The following is a 21,211-nucleotide window of genomic DNA, read 5'->3' as shown; positions in this document are numbered from 1 at the left end:
AAGTGAACCAACGGCACCTGCAATCGGCGTGCCCTCCTGGACAAGAACAATGCGTTTCAGGCAGCACCGCCGAACAGGCGTCCCCGTGCGAAGCTGAGAAGGAGGTCGCCTACGAACTGGCCGGTTTTCTCGATATGGTTTCGCGCGGCGACTATCCTCGAGCTAAGGACGATGAGGACGCGCCCGATAGGTTCAATCAAGATGACATCGACCATCTGAAAGCGCTATATAAGCGACTTGCCAAGATCGCCATCCACGCCGGTGCACTCCGGCGTAACGTTGCCGCGCAAGTCGCACCGGAAGCAACGGCTGACGTCGAAATCGTCGCGTACTCCGTTGGACGTCTTGCCAGCGGAGACGAAGTATTTATCGAACGCGCGAGCCAGGTATGTAGCTCCAATCTGTGGAAAGTCAGGACTCGCTTCTCGTGCCTCAACACGAGCGGCGAGTGGGAACACGACCCGGTGCCGAGCTCGCGCGACGACACGTTTCTCGTTCGCTGCCGATTCGCCACCGTTGAAGATGCAATCGCGGCCGCTCGTACCGCAGCTCGCAAAAGAACTATGGATGCTCCACATTCAAGGTCCGGATGACATCGTTGCCGCGCCGTCGCGTGCGCAAGCTGATGCGGTCGCCGCGGCGTTCAATGCCCTTCACGGCGAGCGCACCAAGAAACAACGTGCCGAGATCGTCGCTGAAGACAAAGACCCAAGCCACCATGCCGAGGCCAAGGCCGTGGTCCATGGCTGGTGTGGTACGCCCCAAGCGCACGCGGAAAGCGTCGACGAGTACTGGCCGGAGTATGCCAAGTACCTGAACGCCCAGGAGCCTAAATCTTGAGTGAAAACGGCAAAATCGAGTGGACCGATCACACGTTCAATCCATGGTCCGGATGCACAAAGGTTTCGCCGGGTTGCGACCACTGCTACGCTGAGTCCATGATGGACACCCGCCTGCATCGGGTCCGATGGGGTGCCGGCCAACCCCGTGTTCGAACGTCGCACGCCAACTGGCGGAAGCCGCTCCAGTGGAACGCGCAGGCCGACGCTTTCTTCGCCAAGCACGGGCGCCGCCAGCGCGTATTCTGTGCCTCCCTCGCCGATGTATTCGATAACGCGGTTGATCCCGCATGGCGCGTTGACCTGTTCGATCTTATCGACAGTACACAGGATCTCGACTGGTTGCTCCTGACGAAGCGCATCGGCAGTGTGGTTCCTATGATTCGGGAGGTTGCCGCGCAACGCCCCAATCTCTGGTATCTGCATGAGCCGCGATTGCCCGACAACGTCTGGCTCGGAGCGACGGTCGTCAATCAGACTGAAGCCGACCGCGATATTTCAAAATTGCTCGCCACGCCCGTGCGCGTGAAATTCCTCAGTATGGAGCCCCTTCTAGGCGCGGTCGACATCGGTGACTGGCTCACACCCAGTTATCCTCATTGCGGGACCGGCTTCTCTCAGGGCGGCGGAATGGCGGATGGCTATTGCGGAACGTGTGCCGGGCACGCCAGCGATCCGATTCATAAACTGGGCCGGCGCGATCTCATCGACTGGGTCATCGTCGGCGGAGAAAGCGGGTTCGGCGCACGCCCCATGCATCATGCATGGGCTCGATCCCTGCGCGACCAGTGCGCGGCCGTCGGCGTTCCATTCCTTTTCAAACAATGGGGCGAATGGTATCCGATGACAGTCGACGGCGAAAAGCAGACGGCCCGTCTTCCCGATGCCAAGGAAGTCGCCCTCGACCGCCAGTATGGTGTCACCGGCGCTCGTTCTCACGAGTGGGCTGCCGATGCGGGGCGAGTCGCGCAGCCCTCGATAATCTCGATCGCGCTCGGAAAGAAGTCTGCAGGCCGGTTGCTCGACGGACGCGTACACGACGAGTTCCCGCGGCACGAGGTCGCATGAGTAAGGTCATTCCTTTTGCTCGCCTGCGTGTCTCCGTCGCTGAACAGAATGAACGCCCACGCGGCGAGTGCACGCATCGGCGAATCAAACTGGAGCCAAACGGCGGCGTTGTTGTCTGTTCCATTTGCGGCGCAATGCTGAGCCCCTTTTGGGCGCTATCGATGCTCTCCGAGCAATACGGACTGGCGCTCGCTCAGATCGATCGGCTGAACGCCCGCTTGGCGCTCGCGAGCGCACGGGTCCTCGAACTGTCTGAGGAGCTCGACGCGCTCACCACTCAAGAAAGAGCTTCAAAAGCGTCGCCAACCGAGACTTGACCGAGCAGCGTTAAATGGTGCAATAGCTCATCAACAATGACGGAAGAGCACCATGAAACAGACGTTCGCTTGCGGTCACAATGGCAAGGGCAAGTTTTGCCACACCTGCGCCGCGTCCGAGAAAAGAAAAGCTGACCAGTCACGCGCGCATGAAGAGAAGCGCGCGGCCAAGCGAAGTGTGACCTCGACTGATCCGATCGATCTGACCATCGTGCGGCACCTGAGCTCCGTTCAACGCGAGGCACGTGACCTGCTTGCCCGAGTCAGCAGCGGCGTCCATCCGCTTTCCCTTGACGGCAAGTTTCTGAAATCATCCGCCGGTAAGCTTCTGTCTGTGCCAGTCGGCCGATCATACAGACTGCTCTTCGACGCCCCATCTCTCACGCCGATCCGACTGGTCAGTCACGAGGACTACAACGCGATCGCATCAAACCGCGTCGCGGCATAGTTGTTCGTCCTCTAGGGCTGGGTTTTGGCGGAAATTGGGGCCTGATCGGCGCTGGCTATAATGCCTTCCGCCTACATTTTTCATCTCGCCGGCTTTCGACGCCTTAGGACCCCGCCATGACTGACGAACTGTTTCCCTGCGACCATTGCGGCGGAGCGTGGGCGTTCGGATTCTCCCAACGATTGATTGGCCGGCCATCAGCACCTGAGCGAGACTTTTCTCGCCTCGGCTCGAGCCTCGCACCGGCCACGCACGACATGGAAGCGCGCTCGCTCTACGAGGCGCCGACCGAGAAAGTCTGCTGCATCTACTGTGAAGAGTGCGGGATGCAAACGCCTTGGATCGCGACCGGCAACGACCGGCACGCCGCGCTGGACCAAGCCGGGGAAATTTGGAACGCCCGTATGCGGCGACCGACGGCGAAAGAAGGCGACCTCGTCAAGCTCGTTCGGAAGGAAATTAGCGCCGTCGATGCGGCATTTCTGATCGACCTTCTGTCCCGCAACGAAGACGACTGGGAAAAGCGCGGGCCGATTTTCGGAATGATCGCCAAGAAGATCGCGGACAGCAAAATCACGATGAGCGAGTATTGGCCCGTCGATCCCGTGCTTAACGATGCGGCTCGCTACCGCAAGCTTCAGCAGCTCGCGAGGCGCATCTACATCGACGGGATCGCGTCCATCCAGTTTCCACGGATTCCCGCCACGGGCGGCGACGAGGGCAATTTCGAGAACAGCGTGAACCTCGCCGTCGACGATCTCCCAGATCGCAACCGCTGGTAGCTTGACTTGGCACCAGGGCCGGCATACTGATCTTATGCTCTGGTCGCCGACCGGGGATTCAACTAGAGGAAGAACAGTATGTCTCCCGTCGAATACATCCGTGCCGCCTATCGTCTGCGTGCGCAACTCGCGCCGCAGATTTTCACCGTCCTCGCGTTGGGGGTGATTCTTACCTATCACGCCATGACGAGCCCGATGCTGAGTTGGTTGCTGAATTGAGCTACCCGTCTAAGCCGCCCTGCTCCTCACCAGAGCTACCCAGGTAGCTCTGGTGATTTTTCGCTGAACTCGTTAGTTATTGATTTGTATAGACTTTTAGCTTCTGGTAAATGTGCCGTTTAGCGCCCCCCCTCTATTCTGCACATTTCTCCCGATCCAGGATGCGATAAAGCGATTGCCGTGAGATGCCCAGTAGCTTGGCCGCGGCCTTCTTTTCACCGCCCGCACTGACGACTGCTGCCTGCGCCTGTTCCAGGGAAATTGCGGCGGATTTCTGTTGGGCGACGGCGTTGTAGCTCGCCAGATATGCATTGGCCTTACGACGGCGACTATGGCCCGCTGCCGCAACCACCTGAATCATCGCTTCCCGATGACTCTTGATATCGGCCTTCTCGCCTGTTCCTTTGATCGGCGCAGCGACGCCGGTGAGCCTCTCGTACATCTGCTGGAGATACCCGTGCCGCATCCCATGACTGGTGACGCCCAAGCCTGCTTTCGTGACGCCATACCGCTTGAGCACGTCATAGTAGTGATTCCTCCATTGGGTCTTGGTGTACCCATCGGGGATTGTTGAGCCGGTCAGCGTGTTGCAATATTGCATCGCCTCTTCCAACACCGATATTTGCAACTCCATCGGCACGACTCGGTCTCGACCGCCCTTCGTTCCGCGCGTGACACTTAGCAGGCCGTCGTGGCGGACCGATTCCTTTGGCCTCAGAAGAAAGCTTTCCTCGACACGCAACCCAAACGCCGCTTGCATTTTCAACTGCATCGCAACCACCGGGTCTGTCCTCGCGATCTCATCCAATACGGCGATCGCGTCGACCTGATTGCCCTCCCACGACTTGTCCTCAAGCGCGGAGTAAGAGCGAATGAGACCATTCTCTTTGCGATCGACATAGTCGCCCACGGTCCCGACGAGATTTGGCTTGTCGATCCAGCTCGCGAACGCACGAAAGTAAGTAATCTTGTTTTCGATCGTGCCGCCGCTTTGCTTTTTTCCGACCCAAAGATTGACCAGGAAGCGGATGTGCTTTTCCTTGAGTGACCATGGCGATTGCAGCGCAAAGCCGTTCTCCCGGAGTTCTTCAAACGAGCGGCACAGCTTCTGTAACCGATATCCTTGCGTTTTAACTGAAAGTGATTTCGAACTGAGACGGGTCCGACTGTGCACGCGATTGACGTTTTCCCTGAACAGAACCTCGAGTTCGCGCTTGAAATCCGCTGGGAGCCGGTAGTCGTTCAAGAGCGCTTTCACATTCAACGTCACTTCCATATACATTCTCCAAAAGTTCATCTGACTTTCTACTGACTGCACAAAGAGAAGCCGGCCCGAGTCGAACGCCCGGCACACCCCTGCCGCGTCGAAGAAGGCCGTGCGACTCTCTCCACGCCCTGATCCCGCCGCTTACCATCCCGTCATTCCCGCATGCTTAAGCGCGCTATCGCGTTTTCACATCAGCGATCTCGAAACGCAGTGACAACTGCCACTCCGACCACGCAGCGTCCGCTTCGAGATGTCGGTCAGTGGTCCCAACACGTGGTCGACCGAAGCGACGAACACCCCTGCGCTCATTCGCCGCCTGAGAACGAATTCGCTAAGGCGCCCGCATCAGCACCTCGTACTTGCGTTCTTATGGGCCAGGCGATATCTCTCCCGCCCGCTTCATTTGCCGCAGCTTGAGAGCCCCTCAGGGAGCCTATCTCCTGGTCTCGATCGCGCTGCGCGCCGCGTACCCCGCCGGGTCCTGCCTTCCTGTCCTTTAGCGATTCCATTCGATAGCCCCGCACGTGGAAGAAACGTGCATCGACCCTCCGTATTGCTGCGTGCTGCCGTCCTCACGCTTCGCGTGAAAACCGCTGGCGACGGTCCCGCTGGCACTACTCACGACCGGCTCTGCTTACGCAGCCTCCTCGTCGTTGTGTCTTGCCTTGTCGCCGCTTCCCCGTGTTCGCGCTTCCGCTGCGCCAACCTGAGACCGCCGCTTCTACGGCTACCGCGCCGGCCTAAACGCATCACTGCGCCCGTGTGCCCTGTCTTGCGACCGCACGACATCGGCCAATTGCTCGGTAATTCGTTTGCGCTGTTTTTTCTCCGGTCGCGCCTACCGTTCGTCTTCCGTACAGGGATGAGCCGCCTCTTGTGGCCTGCCCATACCCCCATCCCCAAGCACGTTCAATCGGCCGCGGTGTGTCGGGCTTCATGCAACGTACCCAGCTTCGTGTGCTGAAAGGATGTGTCCATGCGCATTGAGTCGGCGTGATTCGAAGCACACAGAGCCGTGTCCGTGTCCGCTTCCAAGCCGTCTCAACTCGCAGATTCGGGCAAAACCGCCCGCAAACCCAATGGATATCGCGTGTCCGGCGTCCTCAACGTGGGTCGCCTTGTACTTGATCTGATTCAGAAAAAGGCCGCATCACTTTGCGGCCTGTGACAGAGGGGTTTTCGCTAGGCAAAGCGAACCCCTCGATGGTCCTTGTAGGAGGGTCGATGCGCTGGTCGCGCGGTGGGTATTTCGAAGGATAGACGCGAATTCGGTCAGTGCGCAGGCGAAAGCTCCTTAATTCATGCTGCCTTTTGCTTCCTTGACATCGTCTGTTGCTCGCTACAGGAGATCGGCATGGCGGGGTGACTTTCTGACCGATTTCTCCCCGAAAACTGACCGTTTGATTTAGCTCTAAATTTGCTTCGCGCTTCTAACCGTTTTCGAGCACTTATCGGTTGGTTTTCGGTGACTTCCTCGCTTCCCGCCATCGTTTGGATCTGCCCGAAATCTGACACTTTTCGGGCAGAACGCGAATTGAACATGACACACTCTGGAGAGAGAATGAAATCGCACGCAGCAGTCTTCGCCGTCGACGTCGGCTACGGTAATACGAAGGTCGCTTTCCGAAACGGCTCGGAGGTCGCAACCCTGATCTTCCCATCGCTCACCCCGACTTACCAGGAACAAACGATCGCTATCGAGAGCCAAGGGCTGTTGACCGTCCCGAAGACCGTAGCGATCGAATGGAATGGCAAGACCTACGAGGTCGGACCCGGTGTGCCGTTGAGTTCGCGCAACGGCGACGCAGGCGGCACGCTGGCCGATAACTACTGCACCACCGATAGCTACGCAGCGCTGCTGGGCGGAGCCTTCCACTTTGCGAATATCGACTCCGTGGACCGGATGGTGCTGGGCCTGCCCGTCAAGAACTTCCACAAGTACGCGGAACACCTTCGCCAAACCTTCACTGGTAAACTGGATTTCGGCAACACTCAAGTCACCGTCGGCCGGGTGATGGTCCTGCCGCAGCCAATCGGCGCGCTCGTGAACTTCACGAAATACCACGAGTTCGACCAGGAGAACCCTCATCTGATCATCGACGTCGGATATTTCACGACCGACTGGGTCGTCGCGACCGGCCTCACAATGGACGAGCGCCGCAGCGGTGGGCATCAGAGCGGCGCCTCGCATTATTTCCAGAAAATCGCAGAGCGCATCAAGGCGAAGCTCAAGGCGTCGCCCGATGGAATCGAACGCATCGACAAGGCAGTACGTGAGGGCAAGAAATACCTGCTCGCCGGACAGGATATCGATCTCGCGCCCTATCGCGCCGAGTCGCAGCCTGTCATCGACGGCACCGTGAAGATCATTCACAACCACATCGGCCACACCGAAGATCTCCGCTCGATCGTTCTAACCGGGGGCGGTGCCGCACTCTACGCATCGACCATTCGCGCGGAATTTCCTAGTACCCGGATCGACATGATGTCGAATCCGAGCTTCTCGAACGTCAAGGGCTTTTTCGCGGCCGGAGAAGTGGCGATGATGCGCGAGAAGCCGCGTAAGGAGGGCGTTGCTGCATGATGGGATCATTGGAGGTCAAGATCACGATTAGCGAGGCCGTCACGCCCACGTTGTTTAAGGCACTGACCGCCGTCTCCAACCCAAGGCAGCGCGCCGCGCTGCTCAAGCGCCTTGCCGAGGACGCATTGCGCGGAAGCTTCGCGCCGGCCCATACCTCACCTTCGGCGGGCTCCGTCAACAATGACGGGGGCAACACGGATCGAGACACTCCGGCATCGAGCGCGGCTGACTCAATTGCGGTCCCCGATCATCCAAGCGCCCGAGCCGATCACGGACCCCTGAAACCGGCGACTTCCAACGAAGAAGAAGGACAGTTCGACTACGCGTTCCTCGCAGATAAGCTCGGCGATTTCTGAAACTCGATCACGGCGACACGTGTCTCGCATATCTTGCATATCGAGCGCGGTCGCCGTCATTCATTCCGAGGGGCGCCTTGACTTTAACGCGTGCATGCCATGATGGGTTCATGGGTCGAACGACACGACCTACAACGCTACGGAGATTTGTACATGACCCTTCTCGAAACTATCATGCAACTAGACTGGACCCGCGCTGCCCGCATGTGGGTGTTCGTTGCTGGCGCACTCGCCGCGTGTGAGGCCGCCTACCTGTTTCACCGCGCATTCATTGCCTACAGGAAAGGAGCTGACGATGCACGCTAAGTTCGTGGCCCTCCCCTTCGTCACGCGTCGCGTGCTGATCGCGCTCGCCCTCTTCTTGCTCGCCTTCGTTTCGGTGCACCTGCCGAAGAACGGTTTCAGCGAGACGTTGTGCTTCGGGTCGTTGTTCGGCTTGCTATGGGCGGTCGGCATTCTCGTTCCGTTGCTCAAAGTGACCTTCTTTGTGCTGCGGTGGGTGTTGAGATACCACGTGTTATTCAAGTACTGACACGCGCGCGAGCAAAAAAAAAACCCAGCCAATCGGCTGGGTTTTGTCTTAATGGTGTGCTCAGTGCAGCAACGACACCCCTTGTGCGCTCGCCTGTCGGCGAATGCAATAGAACCATGCGGTGTCGAGTGTGACACCCTGCTTCTCGATTCGAGCGTTACCGCGCTGCCCGCGATCGATAACGTCGTACGCCTCGGCTTCGGACTTGCCGACTCTCACGGAACCATTCTCCACGCCGGAGGTTGCGACAATCTTGTAGCGGCCGACAATCATGCTGAAGCTCATTTCCGTTTCTCCATTGGAATAGCTCGGACGGATTGCGGCCCCGGGTGGGGACGAATCCCCACCGGGCGAAAGTTACAGTTAGCGGCGCAAGCGCCGCGAACAATCAAACGTGAGCGGCTTCCCGCTGCAAATTTCGAACAGGCAACTTCGATGCGGCACGCTTCATACCGCGGCAAACCAACCACTCATCCGCGAAGTCGGTTTCCCGCTTCTTCGGACGATGAATCACAGCCGTGTACCCTTCGGCACGCAGCCGCTTAGCAAGCTTCAACGCGGCATCGACCCCAGGCGACTTGCCTGTACGAGGATCGATAGCGTCGAAGTCTGCAAAGATGTGAACCACGCGGATGCCGAGCCCGTCCGGCACCACAAAATCCGCAAGCAGGATGCGATTCAGGCAGTACCACGTCGGCACGCCGAATTGCATGTGAGCGGCATACGCTGTTTCGAGACCTTCAGCTACCCCGATCTCGCCATCGACCGGATCCATCAGCCGGACTGCGCCGCCGTTGAGCTTGTGAAGCGTCACGTCGTTCAATTTGGCCGGTAGGATCTCGCCATCGTTAGTGACAATCGTCGCCTTCGCCACCGTCGAGCGTTCGAGGAACGTCCGGTGCAGTGTGCCAAGGCGGCCGTCCGGCAGCGTAAAGCGAGCGATGATGCCCGGCCACTGGCCGATCACCTTCTTCTCGTGCCGATAGTCGAGCATCGCTTGGCGCAGAGCCTGCGACGGCGGCGCCGTCAGACCCGGAACCCGCGCGCGCAAATAGCGCGGCACCAATCCATCGGATCCGATGAGCGTCGCGCGATCCCACATTGACTCGAGCCGCTTGCGCGCCCATTCGGGATCGACTTTTCGGCCGGGAGCCGGGGCCGCCGCCTGCTGCGCTCGACACTGTCGAGCCTCAGCAAGCGATCCACCTTCGAGCTCGAGCATCAATTCACGGAAGCTCATGCCCGCTACCTTGCAGATGAGCTCAAACCCGTCGCCGGCTTTGGGGTCACCGTTGTTGCATTTGCGGCATACCCAATCGCCACGGCCGCGTTTGTTGTCGTAAGTGAAGCGGTCGTTACCGCCGCAGATGGGACACGATCCGCTCTTCCCGGTCAGTGAGCTTTCCGGCACTCCATACTTGTGGAGCAACGTAACCCACTGTTCCGGGGACAGCTTGAGTCTCTTTGCATTCATTTGTCACTCCGTAGTGGTGCGGTTGAGGTCGATGCCTGAACAGGCGGTGAAACCGTGCTCAAAAAAACCGTCCGTGCACGCGCAAGATCGCGGCTAACGGCTTTTTTCAGCAGAGGTGGTGCGCAAAAAAGATTGATACGCGGACCGCGCGAGGAGAAACGGACGCTTCGCGGTTCCGCCGGCCCAAGGGGGCCGGACAGAACGACGAAGGTGAGGTGAGGTGTTACGGGAAAGAAGGTGAGAGGCTACGGGATTAGATCGCAGCCCATTCACGACCCATTAAATATGGTCAGAACGGAATATCGTCGTCCATATCTGCGAATCCACCGCCGCCGCCGAAAGAGCCGGACGATTGCGGCGCACGCGCCGTCGAAGCGGCCGGAGCCGAACCGCCGGAAGCCGGTCGACCATTCTCCTGGCGACCCTGACGCTGCGATCGCGGCGACTCGAAGTCGTCTGCGCTCGATGCGCCTCGCTCGCCAGCTGCTCGACCACCGAGCATCTGCATCTGGTCCGCGACGATCTCGGTCGAATACCGCTCCTGTCCAGCTTGATCCGTCCACTTGCGTGTGCGGATTCTGCCTTCGACGTACACCGATGAGCCTTTCTTCAGATACTCGTTGACGATCTCGGCCAGCCGGCCGAAGAACGACACGCGATGCCACTCGGTCAACTCCTTCATCTCGCCGGAGGACTTGTCCTTGTAACGGTCGGTCGTTGCCAGTCGGATATTGGCCACCGCGTCGCCGCTCGGCAGGTAGCGCGTTTCGGGATCAGCCCCGAGGTTGCCCACGAGAATGACCTTGTTTACTGATGCCATGAGAGGCTCCTTAAGATTTTTTGATGGACCACAGCCACTTGTCCCACAGCACTTGCGCGCCGCTGGAATCGAGCTTCGGTCTTCCACGTTTATCAACAGCGGGCACCTTGGTTTTGCCAACGCGCCTGACTTCTACACGATCACCGACTCTGCAATTCGCTTCCGCGATCGCGTCGCGAAGGCCCTCGCCTTGCACGACATCAGTTCCGCCGCGGTGCTGAAGCGTGATGCAGAACGACTCGTAGGTTTTCCCGGGGCGCTTGCCATCGGGAAACTCCTTTTCGCCCCACTCTTTCAACACGCCGTATCGGGGGCGCTCGGTCCGTTTAGGTGCTCCGCTGTGTGCTTCGCTTGCCTGGGCGGCTGGAGCCGATACGACAGCGTCCACGATCGCATCGTCGCGCTGGCGTAATTGTTGGGACGCCGGCTCGGACCGCTTGCGCGCAGACAAGGCTGCCCCCGCTTCAAACTCAGTTGGCTGAGCTTCCCTGATCGCTGTGGCGATCGCATCCGTCAGCGTGCCGGTGTGCTCACGCAGTACTTCCCAGTGCGGCGCGAGTGATGGCATCAACTTCATGCCGACGGCGGTTTGCTTGAGTTCGAAGTCGAATGCCGGGAGGAACTGGACAACCACGCCTCCCTCATCGCGAAAGAGCATGGCTTGGCCGGCAACGTTGACGTGACGCTCATTGCGCGCACCTTGCCCAACGACAACGGGAGCCGGTTGCGCACTCGAGCGTGCATCCGGTCGTGGTTGCGCCGGGGACGCGGTGCCGAAGAGACTGCCGAGCATCCGCCCGAAGGTAAATGTGCTCATGCTGGTCTCCTACAACAGGGTGCCGAAACTGTCGCGACGAACCTCTTCCATGTCGCGCTTGAGCAGCGGGTTACTCAATATTACGTCTTGCAGGATTTCAGGATCGACGCCGTTGATCTGGCAGACGAATCGGTACGGCACTGCGCCGTTCCAGAACTCCATGACCCACCCGAGCGTCGCCCGGTAGTCTTCGAGATCGAGTTTCTTTCTGTTTTTGAGTCGCTCGCTGAACAATGCGGCGCAGTCCATCAGCGACTCGGGCATGTTGTCGCCGCGCCGGCTGTCGGTCGCCAGACTGATCAGCGCGTCGACCATCTTGTTTGTCACCGCCTCACTCCAGAACTGCGGATCGGGCAAGGGATCTGGCTTGGCCTGAACACGGGTGACCGGCGCCGGGGGCGCGTCGAACATGTCCAGTTGCCATGCTGCGACTTCCGTATGCATGGGAATCTCCGAATGAACGGGAAACCCATGCCCGCAACGGGAGGATTTCCCGTTGGGGGTGAGGATCAAGACCGCCCGTGAGGGGCGGTCTTGACGTTCAGGCGTAGCGACTAGTCGTCGGTGCCTGTCTTGAGTGGAATGACCACTGCGGATTTCGCGTACTGACGCTTGATAGGCGTGACCTTCTCTTCTGCCGGAACCGGCGAAGCAGTAGCAGTCGGTGACGCTTTCGCTTCTTCCACTCTGTCTTCCTTCAACGAGGCCTTGATGAATCGGTTGATCCATGTGGCAACGGCGAAGGAGACGAACAGAAACGCAAAGAAGGAGTGCGCCGCGAACCACAACGCAAAACACACAGCGACCAACCAAGCGGGCGATTTGATCGCCTTGAAGACCAACTGCTTCGGCATTTTTCTCTCCAGAAAAACTGACGCACAAGGGGGATGTCCAGCCAGTAAAGCGCTGGATGGTTTTCGATGCTCGATTGAGCAGGGAAAAACGGCGCGCGGAGAGACGCTTTCGTCACGGCTCGATAAAGCGTGGCGGGAGCAGCTCTATGCGGAAGAAAGGGAGATTGAGCGGTCGCAATACCTATCGCGATGCTTTTCGTCGATGCGTCCAGGACGCGGGGATGAAATTGAATGTACGCGAAGCGGGCAAGCCCGTGCAGGCGAAAGCTCGCAAAAACAGACCGCCTTTCGAGACGGCATTCTGTTTATCGCGCTTTTTCGCGCCTTGACAATGCGATGCGGGTGTCATGCTGGTTACAGATCAACCCAACCGAGCAACCATGCTTGTCGAAATCACCGTCGCCATCGGGGCCTATTGTGTCGACCGAGGCCGCGAGAAAATCCGTAAGCAAGATGCCGTCTCGCGCCCCCACCTCTTCAATCGACGTTCCGACGCGATCGGAGCAGCCGGTGAATCTGCGGCGCAGGCAGAGCTCCGAAAAACGCTGTACAGGCTTTGCGGCAACGAGTTCTATCTCCATGACGGGCCGCTCGTGATCGAGCATGCGCCGGGCACAGACTATCCGACCGCCGAGATCGACCACCTCGCCGTGACGCCCTTTGGCATCTTCATCTTCGAGACGAAACACTGGCCGGGCCACGTCGCCCCGTCCACTCGCGCGGGAAAGCTGACGCGTTCAGCGTCGAGCGGGCAGACGGACGAGCGGCGCTCGCCCATTGAGCAGCACCGCAGCAAGCTGCGATTTCTCCGCGACCAATTGCCCCCGATCTGGCCCGTGCGCGGCGCTGGGTTATTCACATCGGCCGAGGCCGTGCTCGATCCCGATCTACCAACCGATCTGCTGGCTCCGGCCGACTTGCGACAGTGGCTCCGCATGCAACGAGACGCCTTCGCAGGTGCCAAGCCCATCTGCGTGGAAGTGGCGAAAAAAGCAGTGCTCCTGCTGGCGGACGACTCTCAAATGGCACTGCAAAAGCACAAAGCGATGACAATTAGGGCCGGATTGAGGATGTCCCATTGGTCATAAGATTTCATTAGACGCAAGCTTCGAATTACATTTCTTGTGTCCAATTGTTACTAAAGTGTTTCACGAATGGACCGTTAAACGTTTGCGAACACGCAGCAGCGACGCCCCTCTTCCATATCTGGATTGAAAGAGGGGGTGAAAAGAGCGTCTTTCGGTCAAAAACTCCCGAAGGCGGTCGTTACGATTGGTTACTTGCACGAAATACGAGGTTGAGATGTACGAATCGGAGAACAAAAAGTTCTTGGATGTGGCGCAAGAGGTGATGGGTGAAGCGCACACCCCCGAGACAATCACGGCACTGGCTAAACACGCTGCTGAACTGGTTGCGCTCAGGGGTTCATCCGCAGGTGCGCCTGACCTGGTGTCGATCGGGACGCGCATTTCCGAATGCCTCTACCTGATTAAAGACGCGGTGGTGGCGACCGCCGGCGACACGTTGGAATCACGCAAGGAAGCCGCCGCCATGTGCTTCTCTTTCCTTGCGAAAGCAGTTGAGATGCCTCGCTCCGTCGCGCGGCAGTACATGCGCATCGCAGAACGATTCAAGGACACCGACCTCGACCTGAGCGCCATGACCGTCCTTGACCTGTTGTCCCGCCCCTAACTAAATAGCTTAACTGCGAGCGCGTCGAAAGAGCCCTTGCGGTGTGATGAGCAGCGCCGGGTGGTGCTGCTGCAAAATCTGGAGAGAAGAAATGCCGAACGGCGAGACGTCCAAGAACACCCAACTGAGCAAAGTCCAGCACCCGCTCCTCAATCCCCCCGGGGAATTCAATGATGCGCTGGACGACATCTTCACGAAGCACGATCCCAAGTGGTCCTATCGCGACACTATCGCACGTGCCGTCAAGAAGGCACTAGGCGACGATCCAGCATTCGAAGAACTGGCGGTACAGATTATTGAAAGCCTGATGGCCGTTGCGGAAGCGCGGGCTCGCATTAAGGCCGACCTGGAAACGATCGGCGCCCATCTGCTCAATACGATGTACTCGCTCAAGAATGTGATGATCGCGAAGGCCGGTGACACCATCGCAATCAAGCGCAAAGCTGCGTCACTGGGTTTCGTGATTTTCGATAGTGCGCTTGGGCTTAAGCGCTCCGTGGCGCGTCAATACATGCGCTGCTACGAAGCGTTCGCAGACAACGCCGAAGCCATCCGCACGTTCAATGTCGGCGAACTGGACATCCTTGCAGCGGAACACGTCACAGACGAGCAGGTTGCGGAGATTCTTGCTAAGAAGAAAGAGGATCCAGACATGACCCGCATGGACGTCAAGCGAATGCTCGTCGAACTGCAGAAGAAGGACGCGGCGCTCGAGGACGGACGCATCCAACTCTTGAACGTTCACTCGCAACTCCAGGACGCAAAAACAGCGCTCTCAGTGTCCGAAAGCGAGGCCAAGCACCTACGCACTGAACTGGCTGCGAGCGCTCGTAAGATCTCCGACCGCGAGGCAGACCTTGCGCGAATGGACGATCACTACAAGCGCAAGCAAGCCGGTCTGAGCAACATGGAAAAGGACCTTGCCGACAAGGACAAGGAAATCGGGCGGCTCACCCGCGAAGCCAACGAGTTGCGCAATCGCAAGCCCGATGTGCAGTACGTCGACAAGCCGACGGCCCCCGCTGGCTACACAAGCATCGCCGAATCCATTCAGAAGAGCAATGACGAGCTCGCTGAAATCGAGAAAAGGATCGCCGCGGAACAAGCCGCCCTCGAGGCGCTCGAGGCGGAACGCAAAAAACAGGCGGCAGCAATCGAGGCGGCGAACAAGGTTCAAGCCTCCCTGCAGGACGTCTCAGCCTCCTTCGAAGTTTTTGCCGCAAAACTCATGGGCGCCCAACTCGCGGTACAGGCGTGTGAGACGCCCGCGCAGCATGAGCCGCTTCTGGAAGCACTGGCCGCGATGCTGCGCAAGACCGTGTCTGAGCTGGACGCTGCGCTCGGCAGGTAAGGTAAGAATCAACGAGAAAAGCTACGGGCCGGGCGCGCTCTATCGCGTCCGACGAAGCTAAAAAAAGCCACAAACAAGAACTATGTCAACGAACACCCTAGATGCTGTCGAGACCACGATCTCGCTTCCGAAATTCATCGCCGAAAAGATTCAGCGAGCCAACTACGCACTGACGGATGTCATTCACAACGTGCTCGTCCGTTATCGGGACGCTGAAAACTTCTTCGGCGTCTCCCGCGACAACATGGACACGTTCAAAGCCCGCGCGCTCCCGAAGGCGATGCTGATGAACATGCCGTTTCTCGCACTTGCTCCCGCTTTGCAAGATCCTCGCGACTGGGAAACGTTCGTCGATGGTGTTCTCCTCTCCCCCACTGTCGAAGAGTTGACCAAAGCGATGCCCGCTGTCGACGCCCTGACCGCGCGCGATATCTTTCACTACAACTGTACCTACGTTTCCCTGCTCAAAGACGTACTCCACATGAGCGTCCTGGCCGCGCCCTTGCTTGGCATTTCCTTCAAGCTCGCCGAGTACCTTATGGAATTGCCGATCGGCCGGCTCGAAGCGGCGATTGGCGCGATCACCTTCCCGCTTTTCAGATGGCGGTTCGACGAGCAACTTTTTTGGACCGAATACAGTGCCGGATGGCTCACACACGAATCTGTCGCCCATTACCTGATGAGCACGTCGAACCTCAAATCGACCGCTCTGCCCTACACGCATCTCTGGTCGGACCTCCGTTTGGATCGCGCCCAGCGAGATGTCTACGCTCGCATGCTGATGACGCAAGGCGTTCGCGCATCGACCGCGACCAATCTGTTTGGCCTGAACCAGACGAGAGCGCGTAACACATACAAGCAGATCCACGGTGTGAGCTCGCCCTGCGGCTGCAACCCTAGCTCGCTCACGTGGTACGTTGACTATCCGGCGCATCGCTTGCAAGGCACGCTGTTGGTCTGGCTGTACCGATGCGCGCTCGAAAATAAGGCGAGCATTCCTGAGGCGCTGATCGCAGCCAACGACATCGTCGCGAAAATGTTCGGTGAAAAGCTCGTCATCACGGCCGATCGTGCAAATCACCTGACGCGCTCGATGGCGATGGACTCGCGCCTGACAATGGCGCCCTGCCGAAGCTGCGGCACGGACTACATCCTGTCCAACGGTGAAGGAAAGATCGAGTTGGCCAAGGACTTCGTCTGTCCCGGCTGCAGCTACGCCTTCAAACCCCGCTTCGATCTGAAGAAGAAAAAAGGTCGATCGAAAGCCTAATTTAACGGATCTGGAGGTCCAATCGATGTCGCATGAATTTACCGTTGACGCCGGACTGGTCATCTTCTCGCGTGACGGACGCGCTCAGTTCGGTTGGCACGATCGGGAGACCGGCGCGTTCTATGCCGAGGCCGATGGTCGCTGCATTCCCGACGCGGTAGGTGCAGTCGAGTTTCAGTCGGACGTGATGCACTAGATCATGCAGGACTTCGCCTTCCTCTTTTCCGATAGCGTCTCCGCGTGGCTTCGGGGCCGCGGCGACGGGCGGTTTCAACGATACGAACGGCACTATCGCAGCGATCGCGCCAGTGCCCCCTCTCCCGACGCCTTTGATCTCGAAAAGAGCAACGTGCTCTTCTCTCGACGGTCTCGTCGCGGAAAAGGGCGAATCGCTTCGGTTCTGAAGAGTAAGCCATTCGCCGCCCTCGCCACATTCCTTATTTTCCTGTGGGGCGGCTCGTTGCTGCTTTCAACGATCGGCACATCACAGCCCGTGACCGCCGGCGTCGCGCTTTGCGTCGCATTCGTTGTCTTGCGCGCGAGCAAGCTCAGGAAGCGCGCGCAGCGTTGATGGCAAACGGTTGCGAGGCCGCAACGGTGGCAGATCCGCATTTCTTACGAAGTATTAAAATGCCTGCGCCGCCCATTGGCCAAAGGCACTTTCCAACGAGGATCGCGGTAACGGGGCGGATTCCGGGACGACTTGACTTCGAACACCGCTCGATAACATGAAAGTAAGCAGATCGCACGGGCGACTGCATCAACTAGGTCGGAACAACAAATGACGATTAAAAGCAACTTCAAACTTCCGATGGCCGCGATCGCTGCTTCGCTCTTGGTGGGCGCGTGTGGTGGCGGCGGTGGCGGCGACAATGCAAGCTCCGGCGCAGCGCCTGCCTCTGGCGCAAGCGCACCAACCGGCAGCCAAACGACCTCGGGCGTCGCTCCGCGCACGTCGGTGGCAACGCCGACCTATGCGGCCGGCTCGTTCCAGATCGTGGCGTTCAATCAGATCAACGCCTATCGCAATGCGATGGGCGTCGGCATGCTCAGCCAAGATCCAATTCTTGATACGTCCGCGCAGGCACACTCGCTGTATCTCTCCGGCAACCTAAGCACCGGTGCCATCAACTCCCTGCCGCACGATGAAATTACTGGCAATGCGAATTATTATGCCGATACGCCTCTTGCCCGGGCGCGCAAAACAGGCGCTCCGACAACTGAATACGTCGGGGAGAACGTAGCGGCGGGATTCGCTACGACCGCAATTGCCGATGCAGCCGACTGCGTTGGTCAGGCATTGGCATCCGTCTATCACTTGGTCAGCTTGACCTACACGCAGGAGACTATCGGACTCGGCTACGGTCCGGGGTCTACGGGGTACCCAAACTACACCTGCGTGAGCGATTTCGGAACGTCGACTGGCGTCACCGGCACGCCGACAGGTAACAGCTTGACATCCGTTGGAGGCCAGCAGATCGCTTCGACAGCGGTTGTGCACTCCCCGTATGCGAGTGAAATCGGTGTTGCCCTGTCGATGCGTCCCGAGGCGTCCAATCCGGCTCCGGACGTTTCTGCCCCGGGCCGTCCAATCCTGGTTCGCGTTAGTGCTGCTCAAGGTATCGACACATTGACGGTAAGCCAGTATGCGTTGACAGACAGCAGCGGCTCCTTGGTAGCGACGCGTATCCTGGTTCCGTCGGCCGCCGTTGCCGGGTCGACCGCCACCACTATTGCAGATCCGAACAATCTCCTGCCGAGTGGGACAGCTGTTCTGCTCCCACTGTCCGCCCTAAAGGCGAACACCACCTACACCGTGGCGTTTGTGGGTGCCCGGGACGGCGCGCCGGTTTCCGCTACTTGGAGCTTCACAACGGCTTCCAAGTAAGACCGTAGAGGCTAACGGCAGTTTTCTCTCCATCGAAAGGCGCCCCGATCCGTACAATCGAGGCGTTTTTCAGTCTCAACGTGTCGTAGGTCGATTAGGTTCCGCCGCCGCAGGCCGTACCACCGCAATCGCCGTATTCACCGGATTTGAAGTATGCCTGATTGACATTCGCCCAAGACCCGTCATCCATCGTCGCGCAGGCTACAGTCCATAAGTTGCTCGTATAACCACTCGACAAGTCGTAGGCCGGGCCGGGCGAATGATCGTAGTAGGTCGACCAGTACCAGACTCCGTTGGACTTGAGGTGATACTGCCGCGTCTGTGGTCCAATCGTGATTCCATCTTGCAGAGCTCGCGCCGCGCAATTGGCCTTCGCCTGATCAGCCGGATTCACCGGTGGATCATTCTGCGGCGGCGGGGGCGGCGGTGCGTTGCATGAATAGATCCACGTAGCGCCGCTCCACGCCGGACCGCTTGCGAAGCCGTATGCGCACGTCGGTTGGGGCGTCGCGCACTGATAGCGCACACCCAACTTCTGCCATGAGTAACCCGGATCGCAACTTGGGGCACGCGGCACGCCAATAGGATTCTGCACCCACTCCGCGTTCGACCGTGTCGGGACAGTCAGCACCGCACCAAGCGTCGCCAACATCGTCAGCGAAAGCGCTGCCCTTATTTTCATAGTTTTCCTTATTGATTGGCGTAGGTGCAACCGACGTCGATCTGCGCTTGCAGTCCCAGTTGATCTGGGACGAGCGTGTTCGCGCCATCCGCTAGCACGTTGTAGATCTGAAGGATCCACTGAGACCCGTTCCAACCCATCGTATAGCGCGCGCCTGAAAGAGGTGGATTGCGGTTTGCGTAATCGGTTGTGATCGACTGTGTGTGATCCTGTACCATGCCGAGCCACCAGGTCCGCAGGTGGGAGGGTAGACGCCCCATCCGTTGTACCACCCGCTGTATTGAGCATCGGCGGACTGATTGCTGACCAAGGTGCTCGCGCCGATCCAGTTGCCCCATTTGTTGCAAACAAATAATTGGTTGTTTCGGATCGTGACACCATTCCATGAGCAGTTTGAGGCCACCGAGTTGATGTTCGCTACGGTGGCGTTTACCGTAGTCCCGGATACCGTAACCGCGCTCACCGTTCCGCTCGAGGACACATTTCCCACGCTGATTGGAGCCGGACCCGAGCCCGCGTAGTTCTGGATATAGAGCGTGCCTTTGGTGCGAATCGCGGCGTTTGTGTCGTCACCGTAGTAGATCGTTCCGTTCGCCATCTGCAAACTATTTCCGGCTTGCAACTTGAGCGTCTTCCCGGACATGTTTCCGATGTTCTGGATGTCCTGGTCGTTCGCGTTCATCGTCCCAGTAAGCGGCAACGCGCCGTCGCGTCGGTAATACGGGGAATTCCCGTCTGCCCCGAATCCATTGATTGCGAGGACGATCCCTGCCTTGTTGCCCGCGGGGTTCGGCAGCGTCCATTGCCCCTGATTGCCCGTGATGACAGTCGGCGTGCGGTTGCTCGAGAACCCGAACTGACTGCCCCCCGTTGCAATCAAAGTTCCAGCGCCCGCGATGTCCGTCGTGCCCTTTTTAAGCAAGGGCTGCGACGGATAGATTTGCGACGCAATATGGCAGTTCCCCAAAGCGGTCGAGCAGTTGTCCGGCACGATCGACAAGCTAATCTGGTAGGCGCCCCCCCAGAACGGACCGCTCTTGAATGCGATCTTGCTATTGCTTTGCGCGCTCAACTGCGCAAGCGTCGGTACATTGCCCGGAGCGACCAGACTGGCCGTCGTTTGCGAGTAGCCCGCCGGAACGAGCGTCGCATAGTTGTTGGTGATATAGCTGCCAAGCGCCGCGTTGATCGAAGCCATGTTCTGGCCTTCGATCTGCAACAGGTTCTGCCGCTTGGCCGCAATGTCCTCCGTGATCCCTTGCGCAGTCAGCAAGGCCGCGCCGACCAGGACGATCAACATCTCCAATATGCTTCCCATGTCGGCGTCCCTGCTTTATGTACGCGTGGTCCACAAGGCCAACGACGCGGTCGCGCCCGCCGATGCGCATGCAGTCGCCGCTGCCGAGGCGCTGAACGGCGTGGTCGGTGCCGAAATCGTAGTGCCGTTCACGACGACTTGCGTGTAGACCGTCGACAGCGCCGCGATGCTCATCGAACACACCGAGGCCGTCACCGGATAGGTCAACACAAGCGAGTCGTTCGCCGTGACGAGCGTGCTCACCGTCGTCGTCAACGTGCCGTTGAACATGCCCTTCACCGACGAGTAGTCGGTCGCCACGCGTGCGCCTGCCGAGTCGAACGCATGGTTTTGCGCGAGGATCTTCAGCGTCTCTGCGGAGAAGTCCGCATCAGCCTGGGTGGCGTTCAGAATGCCCGTGTGGAACATCTGCGCTTCGCTCTTGAACTGCGACGAGCGGATCAAGTCGAGCACATATTTGCCGCCGGCATACACCGCCAGCGCGAGCAGCGCCGCACCGGCCATCACCGCGCCGGCTTCGATCATCGAGAGCTCGCCCGACTGGCGCTTGGCGCGAGCGATTTTCAGGATACGTGCGCGGCGCGTCTTCACATCGTCCGCGTGCACAGCCTGAGTTTGATCCTTGGTCATTTG

The 21,211-nt window shown here is 58.9% G+C and carries 27 protein-coding genes; 18 read left to right on the top strand and 9 right to left on the bottom strand.

Features of this window, described 5'->3' with window-relative positions; translation table 11 throughout:
• Positions 1–2: 2 nt before the first annotated feature.
• The 7 genes from AWB76_RS40860 to AWB76_RS40855 all read left to right on the top strand — a co-directional run bounded on the left by AWB76_RS40860 (position 3) and on the right by AWB76_RS40855 (position 3,673).
• Positions 3–593: a hypothetical protein gene (locus AWB76_RS40860; protein WP_157696112.1), complete on the top strand. Its 591-nt coding sequence runs from the start codon at positions 3–5 to the stop codon at positions 591–593.
• Entirely contained in the window at positions 568–840 is a 273-nt protein-coding gene (locus AWB76_RS12070) for a hypothetical protein (RefSeq protein WP_061160403.1), read from the top strand. Before AWB76_RS40860 ends, AWB76_RS12070 begins: the two co-directional genes overlap by 26 nt.
• Positions 837–1,907 (top strand): phage Gp37/Gp68 family protein, encoded by a 1,071-nt coding sequence (locus AWB76_RS12065; RefSeq protein ID WP_061128566.1) that lies wholly within the window; start codon positions 837–839, stop codon positions 1,905–1,907. The genes AWB76_RS12070 and AWB76_RS12065 overlap by 4 nt, the downstream gene beginning before the upstream one ends.
• Positions 1,904–2,224 carry a hypothetical protein gene (locus AWB76_RS12060; RefSeq protein WP_061128565.1) on the top strand — a complete coding sequence of 107 codons (321 nt, stop codon included), beginning with the start codon at positions 1,904–1,906 and terminating at the stop codon, positions 2,222–2,224. The genes AWB76_RS12065 and AWB76_RS12060 overlap by 4 nt, the downstream gene beginning before the upstream one ends.
• Positions 2,225–2,276: 52 nt before the next feature.
• Complete coding sequence (locus tag AWB76_RS12055; RefSeq protein WP_061160348.1) at positions 2,277–2,672, top strand: DUF7682 family zinc-binding protein; 396 nt, start codon at positions 2,277–2,279, stop codon at positions 2,670–2,672.
• Positions 2,673–2,788: 116 nt separating this feature from the next.
• Positions 2,789–3,454, top strand: a complete 666-nt coding sequence (locus AWB76_RS12050) for a Lar family restriction alleviation protein (protein ID WP_063936332.1) — start codon at positions 2,789–2,791, stop codon at positions 3,452–3,454.
• A gap of 78 nt (positions 3,455–3,532) precedes the next feature.
• Positions 3,533–3,673: a hypothetical protein gene (locus AWB76_RS40855; RefSeq protein ID WP_157696111.1), complete on the top strand. Its 141-nt coding sequence runs from the start codon at positions 3,533–3,535 to the stop codon at positions 3,671–3,673.
• A gap of 133 nt (positions 3,674–3,806) precedes the next feature.
• Here AWB76_RS40855 and AWB76_RS12045 read toward each other — a convergent pair whose 3' ends face one another.
• A complete protein-coding gene (locus AWB76_RS12045; RefSeq protein ID WP_061160402.1) occupies positions 3,807–4,949 on the bottom strand; it encodes an integrase domain-containing protein in 1,143 nt (380 codons plus the stop codon).
• Between the two features lie 1,552 nt (positions 4,950–6,501).
• Between AWB76_RS12045 and AWB76_RS12040 the strand changes: the two genes are divergently transcribed.
• The 4 genes from AWB76_RS12040 to AWB76_RS12025 all read left to right on the top strand — a co-directional run bounded on the left by AWB76_RS12040 (position 6,502) and on the right by AWB76_RS12025 (position 8,412).
• A complete protein-coding gene (locus AWB76_RS12040) occupies positions 6,502–7,524 on the top strand; it encodes a PRTRC system protein D (RefSeq protein WP_061128562.1) in 1,023 nt (340 codons plus the stop codon).
• Positions 7,521–7,880 carry a hypothetical protein gene (locus AWB76_RS12035; protein ID WP_061128561.1) on the top strand — a complete coding sequence of 120 codons (360 nt, stop codon included), beginning with the start codon at positions 7,521–7,523 and terminating at the stop codon, positions 7,878–7,880. Before AWB76_RS12040 ends, AWB76_RS12035 begins: the two co-directional genes overlap by 4 nt.
• Before the next feature lie 153 nt (positions 7,881–8,033).
• Entirely contained in the window at positions 8,034–8,186 is a 153-nt protein-coding gene (locus AWB76_RS12030; RefSeq protein WP_157696110.1) for a hypothetical protein, read from the top strand.
• On the top strand, positions 8,176–8,412 hold the full coding sequence (locus AWB76_RS12025) for a hypothetical protein (protein ID WP_061128559.1): 237 nt from the start codon (positions 8,176–8,178) through the stop codon (positions 8,410–8,412). Before AWB76_RS12030 ends, AWB76_RS12025 begins: the two co-directional genes overlap by 11 nt.
• Positions 8,413–8,472: 60 nt before the next feature.
• On the opposite strand, the gene AWB76_RS12020 is transcribed toward AWB76_RS12025, so the two are convergent.
• The 6 genes from AWB76_RS12020 to AWB76_RS11995 all read right to left on the bottom strand — a co-directional run bounded on the left by AWB76_RS12020 (position 8,473) and on the right by AWB76_RS11995 (position 12,377).
• Positions 8,473–8,697 (bottom strand): hypothetical protein, encoded by a 225-nt coding sequence (locus AWB76_RS12020; RefSeq protein WP_061127953.1) that lies wholly within the window; start codon positions 8,695–8,697, stop codon positions 8,473–8,475.
• A 103-nt stretch (positions 8,698–8,800) separates the two neighbouring features.
• Positions 8,801–9,886: a DUF7146 domain-containing protein gene (locus tag AWB76_RS12015; protein ID WP_061127952.1), complete on the bottom strand. Its 1,086-nt coding sequence runs from the start codon at positions 9,884–9,886 to the stop codon at positions 8,801–8,803.
• Between the two features lie 289 nt (positions 9,887–10,175).
• Entirely contained in the window at positions 10,176–10,706 is a 531-nt protein-coding gene (locus AWB76_RS12010; RefSeq protein WP_061127951.1) for a single-stranded DNA-binding protein, read from the bottom strand.
• A 10-nt stretch (positions 10,707–10,716) separates the two neighbouring features.
• A complete protein-coding gene (locus AWB76_RS12005; RefSeq protein WP_061160346.1) occupies positions 10,717–11,523 on the bottom strand; it encodes a hypothetical protein in 807 nt (268 codons plus the stop codon).
• 9 nt (positions 11,524–11,532) lie between these two features.
• The gene (locus AWB76_RS12000; RefSeq protein WP_061127949.1) at positions 11,533–11,967 is read right to left on the bottom strand and encodes a hypothetical protein; all 435 of its coding nucleotides are present in this window, start codon (positions 11,965–11,967) and stop codon (positions 11,533–11,535) included.
• A gap of 110 nt (positions 11,968–12,077) precedes the next feature.
• Positions 12,078–12,377, bottom strand: coding sequence for a hypothetical protein (locus AWB76_RS11995; protein ID WP_061160345.1), 300 nt, complete (start codon positions 12,375–12,377; stop codon positions 12,078–12,080).
• A 380-nt stretch (positions 12,378–12,757) separates the two neighbouring features.
• Between AWB76_RS11995 and AWB76_RS11990 the strand changes: the two genes are divergently transcribed.
• The 7 genes from AWB76_RS11990 (at position 12,758) to AWB76_RS11965 (ending at position 18,578) form a co-directional block, all read left to right on the top strand.
• Positions 12,758–13,465: a nuclease-related domain-containing protein gene (locus AWB76_RS11990; RefSeq protein ID WP_061160401.1), complete on the top strand. Its 708-nt coding sequence runs from the start codon at positions 12,758–12,760 to the stop codon at positions 13,463–13,465.
• A gap of 214 nt (positions 13,466–13,679) precedes the next feature.
• A complete protein-coding gene (locus tag AWB76_RS11985; protein ID WP_157696109.1) occupies positions 13,680–14,069 on the top strand; it encodes a hypothetical protein in 390 nt (129 codons plus the stop codon).
• Between the two features lie 91 nt (positions 14,070–14,160).
• Positions 14,161–15,420: a coiled-coil domain-containing protein gene (locus tag AWB76_RS11980; RefSeq protein WP_061127946.1), complete on the top strand. Its 1,260-nt coding sequence runs from the start codon at positions 14,161–14,163 to the stop codon at positions 15,418–15,420.
• Positions 15,421–15,502: 82 nt separating this feature from the next.
• Positions 15,503–16,690 carry a FlhC family transcriptional regulator gene (locus AWB76_RS11975; protein WP_061160343.1) on the top strand — a complete coding sequence of 396 codons (1,188 nt, stop codon included), beginning with the start codon at positions 15,503–15,505 and terminating at the stop codon, positions 16,688–16,690.
• Between the two features lie 25 nt (positions 16,691–16,715).
• The gene (locus tag AWB76_RS41580) at positions 16,716–16,886 is read left to right on the top strand and encodes a hypothetical protein (RefSeq protein ID WP_167357749.1); all 171 of its coding nucleotides are present in this window, start codon (positions 16,716–16,718) and stop codon (positions 16,884–16,886) included.
• 3 nt (positions 16,887–16,889) lie between these two features.
• Positions 16,890–17,261: a hypothetical protein gene (locus tag AWB76_RS11970; protein ID WP_061127944.1), complete on the top strand. Its 372-nt coding sequence runs from the start codon at positions 16,890–16,892 to the stop codon at positions 17,259–17,261.
• 210 nt (positions 17,262–17,471) lie between these two features.
• Positions 17,472–18,578, top strand: coding sequence for a CAP domain-containing protein (locus AWB76_RS11965; protein WP_061160342.1), 1,107 nt, complete (start codon positions 17,472–17,474; stop codon positions 18,576–18,578).
• Positions 18,579–19,351: 773 nt separating this feature from the next.
• Here the strand turns inward: AWB76_RS11965 and AWB76_RS11960 are convergent.
• Both AWB76_RS11960 and AWB76_RS11955 read right to left on the bottom strand, forming a co-directional pair.
• Positions 19,352–20,578 (bottom strand): hypothetical protein, encoded by a 1,227-nt coding sequence (locus AWB76_RS11960; RefSeq protein WP_167357748.1) that lies wholly within the window; start codon positions 20,576–20,578, stop codon positions 19,352–19,354.
• Between the two features lie 15 nt (positions 20,579–20,593).
• On the bottom strand, positions 20,594–21,208 hold the full coding sequence (locus AWB76_RS11955) for a hypothetical protein (RefSeq protein WP_061127941.1): 615 nt from the start codon (positions 21,206–21,208) through the stop codon (positions 20,594–20,596).
• Positions 21,209–21,211 lie beyond the last annotated feature (3 nt).

This window comes from Caballeronia temeraria (genome assembly GCF_001544795.2).
GTDB classification, from domain to species: Bacteria; Pseudomonadota; Gammaproteobacteria; order Burkholderiales; family Burkholderiaceae; genus Caballeronia; species Caballeronia temeraria.
This window is presented reverse-complemented; position numbering and strand designations above follow the sequence as displayed.

What these genes read in the sequence shown, in the direction of transcription:
- AWB76_RS11965 (WP_061160342.1), top strand. Translation starts at nt 17,472, where the DNA reads ATGACGATTAAAAGCAACTTCAAACTTCCGATGGCCGCGATCGCTGCT.
- AWB76_RS11960 (WP_167357748.1), bottom strand. Translation starts at nt 20,578, where the DNA reads ATGGGAAGCATATTGGAGATGTTGATCGTCCTGGTCGGCGCGGCCTTG.
- AWB76_RS11970 (WP_061127944.1), top strand. Translation starts at nt 16,890, where the DNA reads ATGCAGGACTTCGCCTTCCTCTTTTCCGATAGCGTCTCCGCGTGGCTT.
- AWB76_RS40855 (WP_157696111.1), top strand. Translation starts at nt 3,533, where the DNA reads ATGTCTCCCGTCGAATACATCCGTGCCGCCTATCGTCTGCGTGCGCAA.
- AWB76_RS12045 (WP_061160402.1), bottom strand. Translation starts at nt 4,949, where the DNA reads ATGGAAGTGACGTTGAATGTGAAAGCGCTCTTGAACGACTACCGGCTC.
- AWB76_RS11990 (WP_061160401.1), top strand. Translation starts at nt 12,758, where the DNA reads ATGCTTGTCGAAATCACCGTCGCCATCGGGGCCTATTGTGTCGACCGA.
- AWB76_RS12035 (WP_061128561.1), top strand. Translation starts at nt 7,521, where the DNA reads ATGATGGGATCATTGGAGGTCAAGATCACGATTAGCGAGGCCGTCACG.
- AWB76_RS12000 (WP_061127949.1), bottom strand. Translation starts at nt 11,967, where the DNA reads ATGCATACGGAAGTCGCAGCATGGCAACTGGACATGTTCGACGCGCCC.
- AWB76_RS12060 (WP_061128565.1), top strand. Translation starts at nt 1,904, where the DNA reads ATGAGTAAGGTCATTCCTTTTGCTCGCCTGCGTGTCTCCGTCGCTGAA.
- AWB76_RS12030 (WP_157696110.1), top strand. Translation starts at nt 8,034, where the DNA reads ATGACCCTTCTCGAAACTATCATGCAACTAGACTGGACCCGCGCTGCC.
- AWB76_RS12005 (WP_061160346.1), bottom strand. Translation starts at nt 11,523, where the DNA reads ATGAGCACATTTACCTTCGGGCGGATGCTCGGCAGTCTCTTCGGCACC.
- AWB76_RS12050 (WP_063936332.1), top strand. Translation starts at nt 2,789, where the DNA reads ATGACTGACGAACTGTTTCCCTGCGACCATTGCGGCGGAGCGTGGGCG.
- AWB76_RS11955 (WP_061127941.1), bottom strand. Translation starts at nt 21,208, where the DNA reads ATGACCAAGGATCAAACTCAGGCTGTGCACGCGGACGATGTGAAGACG.
- AWB76_RS11995 (WP_061160345.1), bottom strand. Translation starts at nt 12,377, where the DNA reads ATGCCGAAGCAGTTGGTCTTCAAGGCGATCAAATCGCCCGCTTGGTTG.
- AWB76_RS12070 (WP_061160403.1), top strand. Translation starts at nt 568, where the DNA reads ATGCTCCACATTCAAGGTCCGGATGACATCGTTGCCGCGCCGTCGCGT.
- AWB76_RS12020 (WP_061127953.1), bottom strand. Translation starts at nt 8,697, where the DNA reads ATGAGCTTCAGCATGATTGTCGGCCGCTACAAGATTGTCGCAACCTCC.
- AWB76_RS12040 (WP_061128562.1), top strand. Translation starts at nt 6,502, where the DNA reads ATGAAATCGCACGCAGCAGTCTTCGCCGTCGACGTCGGCTACGGTAAT.
- AWB76_RS11975 (WP_061160343.1), top strand. Translation starts at nt 15,503, where the DNA reads ATGTCAACGAACACCCTAGATGCTGTCGAGACCACGATCTCGCTTCCG.
- AWB76_RS12055 (WP_061160348.1), top strand. Translation starts at nt 2,277, where the DNA reads ATGAAACAGACGTTCGCTTGCGGTCACAATGGCAAGGGCAAGTTTTGC.
- AWB76_RS11980 (WP_061127946.1), top strand. Translation starts at nt 14,161, where the DNA reads ATGCCGAACGGCGAGACGTCCAAGAACACCCAACTGAGCAAAGTCCAG.
- AWB76_RS12015 (WP_061127952.1), bottom strand. Translation starts at nt 9,886, where the DNA reads ATGAATGCAAAGAGACTCAAGCTGTCCCCGGAACAGTGGGTTACGTTG.
- AWB76_RS12025 (WP_061128559.1), top strand. Translation starts at nt 8,176, where the DNA reads ATGCACGCTAAGTTCGTGGCCCTCCCCTTCGTCACGCGTCGCGTGCTG.
- AWB76_RS11985 (WP_157696109.1), top strand. Translation starts at nt 13,680, where the DNA reads ATGTACGAATCGGAGAACAAAAAGTTCTTGGATGTGGCGCAAGAGGTG.
- AWB76_RS41580 (WP_167357749.1), top strand. Translation starts at nt 16,716, where the DNA reads ATGTCGCATGAATTTACCGTTGACGCCGGACTGGTCATCTTCTCGCGT.
- AWB76_RS12010 (WP_061127951.1), bottom strand. Translation starts at nt 10,706, where the DNA reads ATGGCATCAGTAAACAAGGTCATTCTCGTGGGCAACCTCGGGGCTGAT.